6 protein-coding genes are annotated in these 6,118 nt (G+C 31.5%); all 6 read left to right on the forward strand.

What is annotated here, in order from left to right; all coding sequences use genetic code 11:
- The first annotated feature begins 181 nt into the window (after window positions 1–181).
- The 6 genes from rny to J5G60_RS15950 all read left to right on the forward strand — a co-directional run bounded on the left by rny (window position 182) and on the right by J5G60_RS15950 (window position 6,079).
- On the forward strand, window positions 182–1,726 hold the full coding sequence (gene rny / locus J5G60_RS15925) for a ribonuclease Y (RefSeq protein WP_179977242.1): 1,545 nt from the start codon (window positions 182–184) through the stop codon (window positions 1,724–1,726).
- A gap of 154 nt (window positions 1,727–1,880) precedes the next feature.
- Window positions 1,881–2,141, forward strand: coding sequence for a stage V sporulation protein S (locus J5G60_RS15930; RefSeq protein WP_150356425.1), 261 nt, complete (start codon window positions 1,881–1,883; stop codon window positions 2,139–2,141).
- A gap of 164 nt (window positions 2,142–2,305) precedes the next feature.
- Window positions 2,306–3,166 carry a decaprenyl-phosphate phosphoribosyltransferase gene (locus J5G60_RS15935; protein ID WP_150356424.1) on the forward strand — a complete coding sequence of 287 codons (861 nt, stop codon included), beginning with the start codon at window positions 2,306–2,308 and terminating at the stop codon, window positions 3,164–3,166.
- 23 nt (window positions 3,167–3,189) lie between these two features.
- Entirely contained in the window at window positions 3,190–4,476 is a 1,287-nt protein-coding gene (locus J5G60_RS15940) for a hypothetical protein (protein WP_150356458.1), read from the forward strand.
- Window positions 4,473–4,829, forward strand: coding sequence for an SMR family transporter (locus J5G60_RS15945; RefSeq protein ID WP_150356423.1), 357 nt, complete (start codon window positions 4,473–4,475; stop codon window positions 4,827–4,829). Before J5G60_RS15940 ends, J5G60_RS15945 begins: the two co-directional genes overlap by 4 nt.
- 56 nt (window positions 4,830–4,885) lie before the next feature.
- Window positions 4,886–6,079, forward strand: a complete 1,194-nt coding sequence (locus J5G60_RS15950; protein WP_150356422.1) for a pyridoxal phosphate-dependent aminotransferase — start codon at window positions 4,886–4,888, stop codon at window positions 6,077–6,079.
- The last annotated feature ends 39 nt before the right edge of the window (window positions 6,080–6,118 follow it).

Here is a 6,118-nt window from a genome sequence, read left to right on the forward strand (position 1 = left end):
ATTTAATATATGGAATAAGATGTATATAACTTGACAATAATTAAAATATAATATAAAATTAAGACAAATTCTGGTTTATCGTATATTTAGGAATTGCCAATTGAATAATATGACACCTTTTCTATGCTTACATATTTAAATGAGATATAGATTTTATAATAGGAGCAAAGGAGGTGTTCATGTGAATTCCGTAATAATATATGAGATTATTGCTGGTATAATAATAGTTGCTGTCTTACTAGTTGAATTTAGTATTATTAAAAATAAGGCAAAGGCTATAAAAGCACAGGCTCAAGAGGAGTCTAATAGATTGAAGGAAGAGGCTATGCGAGAAGCCGAATCCAAGAAAAAAGAAGCTATACTAGAAGCTAAAGAAGAAATTCATAGATTAAAGAATGATGTTGAAAAGGAATCTAGAGATAGGAGAAATGAAGTACAAAGGCTGGAGAGAAGATTAATACAGAGAGAAGAATTGCTTGATAAAAAAAGTGATGCTTTTGAAAAAAAAGAAATTAATCTGGATAAAAAACAGCAGGAAGTTGATAAGTTACAGATAAAGGTGGATGAATTATATCAAAAACAAAGAGATGAACTTGAAAGATTGTCAGGTTTGAGTTCAGAAGAGGCTAGGAATATTTTATTAGAGAAAGTAAGAAAAGAAATAAAACATGAATCTGCTATGATGATTAAGGAAATGGAAACCAAAGCTAAAGAGGAAGCTGATAAGAAAGCTAGAGAAATTATAACTTGCGCTATTCAAAGATGCGCTGCGGATCATGTAGCTGAGACAACAGTACATGTTGTAGCTCTGCCCAATGATGAAATGAAAGGAAGGATAATAGGGCGAGAGGGTAGGAACATAAGAGCTCTTGAAACTTTGACAGGTGTGGATTTGATCATAGATGATACACCTGAAGCAGTAATATTGTCAGGATTTGATCCTATAAGAAGAGAAGTTGCAAGAATAGCACTGGAAAAGCTTATAATTGATGGAAGGATACACCCAGCGAGAATTGAAGAAATGGTTGAAAAGGCCGAAAAAGAACTGGAAAGTGATATTAAGGAAGAGGGAGAGCAGGCCACTTTTGAAACAGGTGTGCATGGTCTTCATGTGGAATTAATAAAATTATTAGGTAGGTTAAAATACAGGACTAGTTATGGCCAGAATGTCCTAAAGCACTCTATTGAAGTTGCATATTTAGCGGGCCTTATGGCCTCAGAAATTGGCATAGATCCTGCCATAGCTAAAAGAGCTGGATTACTTCATGATATAGGGAAAGCTGTGGATCATGAAGTTGAAGGACCTCATGCTGTTATAGGCGCAGAGGTTGCTAAAAAGTATAGAGAATCACCAATAATTGTAAACGCCATTGCAGCTCACCATGGGGATGTAGAATTTCAATCTTTAGAAGCGGTGCTTGTTCAAGCAGCAGATGCAATATCTGCAGCAAGACCTGGAGCTAGAAGAGAAACATTAGAAGCTTATATTAAGCGTTTGGAAAAATTAGAGGAAATAGCAAATACATGTGAAGGCGTAGAAAAGTCATATGCCATTCAAGCGGGAAGAGAACTTAGAATTATGGTTAAACCAGAAGATATTGATGATGCAGGGGCCTTTGAAATGGCAAGGAATGTAGTTAAAAAGATAGAAGAGGAACTAGAATATCCTGGTCAGATTAAGGTAAATGTTATTAGAGAGACTCGTGCAATTGAATATGCAAAATAATAAATAAAATTTTATAATAGTATAGAAAGAAAGTATTCCTTTTAGGTTTTGTAACCTTTACAAAACCTAAAAGGAATTTTTGATCTTTTGTAGAATAGTATATTTAATAACAATAATAAATAAAGATATTATTATAATATATAGGAGGTTTATTATGGAAGTATTAAAGGTTTCAGCAAAATCAAGTCCCAATTCAGTTGCAGGAGCATTAGCAGGGGTTCTAAGAGAGAGAGGAGCCGCTGAAATACAGGCTATAGGTGCAGGAGCGTTGAATCAATCCATTAAAGCCATAGCTATTGCCAGAGGATTTGTAGCACCTAGTGGAATCGATTTAATATGTATTCCAGCATTTACGGACATTGAAATAGATGGTGAAGAGAGAACTGCAATTAAGCTTATTGTGCAGCCAAGATAAAAAATAAATTTTATGTGGGACTTGTGGAGCTATCTCAAGTCCTTATTTATATATGAATTGCATACATAGTTTAAGAAGCTGTGTTGACTATATGAAATACTGTGTTAAAATGTAAAAAGGTATATAGTAATTTTGTAGTATGTATATAGTTTGGGGGAAAAATTATGATGGCAGCACTCGAATTGATGAGGCCTAAGCAGTGGATTAAGAATTTTTTTGTATTTGCAGCAGTTATTTTTTCGGGAAATTTTTTAAGATTGGATCTATTAAAGGTCAATGTAATAACTTTTGTACTATTTTGTATCACATCTTCTATAATCTATATATTGAACGATATTGTAGATGTGGAAAAAGACAGATGCCATCCTGATAAGAGAAAAAGACCTCTTCCAAGCGGACGTATATCTAAAAGCGCAGCGGTTATTTTAGATGTTATATTGTTTATTTCAATAGTATATTTTTCCTGTACTTTTTTAAATGTAAAAATTTTGTCAGTGTATTTAACATATATAATAGTAAATATATTGTATTCTTTTGTACTTAAAAATTTAGTTATAATAGATGTTATGACTATTGCTTTTGGATTTGTTTTGAGGGTTGCAAGTGGAAGTTTGGCCACAGGAGTCGAAGTATCACCCTGGTTAATTCTGTGTACAGTGCTTTTATCCTTGTTCTTAGGACTTAATAAGAGAAAGAGTGAAATTATAACTTTAAAAGATAAGAGCAGTTCTTCCAGAAAGATATTGGAAAAATATTCTGTAAAAAATATTGATAAAATGCTTACTATAGTGAATCCGTCTGTACTAATGGCTTACTGCCTTTATACTTTTTCTTCTACACAAAGTAGGACTATGATGTTTACCATACCTTTTGTACTATATGGTATATTTAGGTATGAGTATTTAATGGATAGGAAAAATATAGGAGGGAAGCCGGAAGATGTCTTTGAGAGGGATATTCCTTTTTTAATAAATATACTATTATGGATAGTAATTGTTATAATTATAATATATCTTAAATTGTAAAGCAGAAGGGAAATCAATTGAGTATGGAGATTAAGAATTTTTGGAATAGTGGAGATTATATAAAAAACGACAAAAATAGCAGCAAATATTACAATATAGTCATGGGATTTGGAATGTTCTTATCTGTGTTGTGGATATTATTTGTAAAATCAGTTCCGTTTTCAGATTTTAGTTATTACTATAATTTAGCAGTGAGTATAGCTGGAGGTGGGCAGTGGGGAGATACTTATACTTCAGTGGGATACCCCATAGTGCTGGCGGGAGTATTTAAATTATTTGGGGCCAGTGTTTTTATAGCAAAAGTATTTAATTTGTTTTTTACTTTTGTAAATTATATGTGTTTAAAATATATTTTATTTAAAGTAAAATTAAGGGAAATTGACAGAAAAATAATATTTTTTGTGTTTGTACTCTTTCCCAGCAATATAGTATATAATAGTATTTTAGGTACGGAATTGATGTTTACAAGCTTACTTTTGGCTATAACCTGTCTTTACTTTGGAGATGCAAAATACAAATATCTTCTCATAGGTATACTTACAGGATTAAACACGATGATAAAACCTTTTTTTATTGTATTTTTCTTTGCTGTGTTTTTAGTTGATTTTATAAAACATAAAAAGTTTCTGTTATCCCTTAGAAATTCTCTTGTTGTGCTTATCGTGTGTGGGGTTGTCATTTCACCTTGGATATACAGAAACACAAAATTAATGGGGCAGCTTACATATGTATCTAATAATGGTGGTATAGTCTTATATATAAACAATAATTCCCAGAATGGTAATGGAAGATGGATGGATGTAAATAAAGTGGAGAATTCCATTGCAAAAACCAGCCAATATAAAAATGCCAATAGAACTCAGCAGAATAAAATGTTAAGTAATGCCGCGAAAAAATGGATAAAATCACATCCTGTAGAATTTATCAAATTGGGATTTAAGAGGTTATTTAACACATACTTTTTCGGAGATGATATATTGTACAGTACTTATGGTAGTGGAATAAGCCATAATCTCAATAGCTTGATATTTTCAAGTAGTATTTTTATAAGATTGTTAGTTTTTTTACCTGCCATAATATATATTTTAATATACTTTTTAAAAGTACTATTCAATATCTTCAAGGGTGAAAGTCACTTACTGGATGAGTTCAAATTATATATGCTGATATTGTTTTTTATGTTTACTTCAGTTTATTTTGTAACAGAGGGTCAGGGAAGATATGCTTTTCCTGAAACATTTGTGTTTGTTTGTTATTTTTATTTTGCATTGAAATATTTGGCATTTAAATTTAAGGGGATAAGATTATGACTTCATTGATATTGATATCGGTATTTTTAGGAGCTATGGGTCAGGTACTTGTGAAATATGGTGCTGTAAATTTGCAGCTAGATTTTACATTAAAATATTTATTACCAAGTATTTTATCCATATTGAAGAATATTCCTGTAATGTGTGGAATTGTATCCTATGGACTGAGTTTTCTCCTATGGATAAAAATTTTGAGTAAGGTAGAATTGAGTTATGCATATCCTATGGTGAGTTTAGGATATATAATAATCATGCTATTTTCCTATTTTATATTCAAGGAAAATATAACTCTTATGAGAATATTGGGAGTGGGTTTTATAATAGTAGGAGTGATATTGGTTTCAAGAAGCTGAAAATTTTTATTAACTGTGAATTTTGTATTGTGAATTGAATAAAGGGAGGAATAAAAATGATATTGTCAAAAAAAGCTGAAAAAATTCAATCGTCTATAACTCTGGAAATAACTGCAAAAGCTAAGCAAATGAAGTCTCAGGGAATAGATGTAATAGGATTTGGTGCTGGAGAACCAGATTTTAATACTCCAGAGAATATTCAAAAAGCTGCTGTAGCTGCTATGAAAAAAGGTTATACAAAATATACTCCTGCTTCTGGAATTTTAGAGCTTAAGGAAGCCATTTTAAAAAAATTTAAAGTGGACAATGATCTAAGCTACAGTACAGATCAAATTATAATATCTACAGGGGCAAAGCAATGTCTCTGCAATACATTCCAGGCCATATTAAATCCAGGAGACGAGGTTATTATAGCTGTTCCCTATTGGGTAAGTTATCCTGAATTGGTTAGGCTTTCGGATGGAGTACCGGTATTTGTTAATACAAAGGAAGAGAATAATTTTAAGTATACTGTAAAAGATTTAGAAAGGGCTTATACTGAAAAAACTAAAATGATCATAATCAACAGTCCTAATAATCCAACAGGAAGCATTTATTCAGAGAAGGAACTAAAAGAAATAGCTGATTTTGCCAAAGAGAAGGATATATTTATTTTGTCAGATGAAATATATGAAAAACTCATTTATGGAAACAACTGTCATGTTAGTATAGCAAGTATATCTCAGGATGCTTATGAAAGAACAATTGTCGTAAATGGGGTTTCTAAAACATATTCCATGACAGGATGGAGAATAGGGTATTGTGCTGCAGATAAAAATATAGTCAAATTAATGTCCAACATTCAAAGTCATACTACAGGAAATCCCAATTCCATAGCTCAGTATGCTGCATTGGCAGCTTTACATGGAGAAAGTACTCAGATTGAGAACATGGTAGGTGAATTTAAAAAAAGAAGAGAATATATGATAAAAAAAATAGATGCGATTGAAGGACTTTCTTGTTTAAAACCAGAAGGAGCTTTTTATGTGATGCTGAATATATCAAAAACTTTCGGAAAAACTATTAATGGACAAAAAATAGAGAATTCACTTGAATTTTCAAATCTGCTGCTTGAAAAAGAAAAAGTTGCGGTAGTGCCTGGACTAGGATTTGGAATAGATGGATATGTAAGATTGTCTTATGCTACTTCCATGGAAAATATAAAAAAAGGACTGGATAGGATAGAACAGTTTGTGCTAAAGTTAAAATAATATTAGATTATTTATACTGAAATGTAAAAATTATTATTC

It is taken from the genome of Clostridium sp. HV4-5-A1G (assembly GCF_900184915.1).
GTDB lineage: Bacteria > Bacillota > Clostridia > Clostridiales > Clostridiaceae > Clostridium_B > Clostridium_B aromativorans.

Coding starts and splice junctions, on each gene's coding strand:
- J5G60_RS15930 (WP_150356425.1), top strand. CDS start 1,881: ATGGAAGTATTAAAGGTTTCAGCAAAATCAAGTCCCAATTCAGTTGCA.
- J5G60_RS15935 (WP_150356424.1), top strand. CDS start 2,306: ATGATGGCAGCACTCGAATTGATGAGGCCTAAGCAGTGGATTAAGAAT.
- J5G60_RS15940 (WP_150356458.1), top strand. CDS start 3,190: ATGGAGATTAAGAATTTTTGGAATAGTGGAGATTATATAAAAAACGAC.
- J5G60_RS15945 (WP_150356423.1), top strand. CDS start 4,473: ATGACTTCATTGATATTGATATCGGTATTTTTAGGAGCTATGGGTCAG.
- J5G60_RS15950 (WP_150356422.1), top strand. CDS start 4,886: ATGATATTGTCAAAAAAAGCTGAAAAAATTCAATCGTCTATAACTCTG.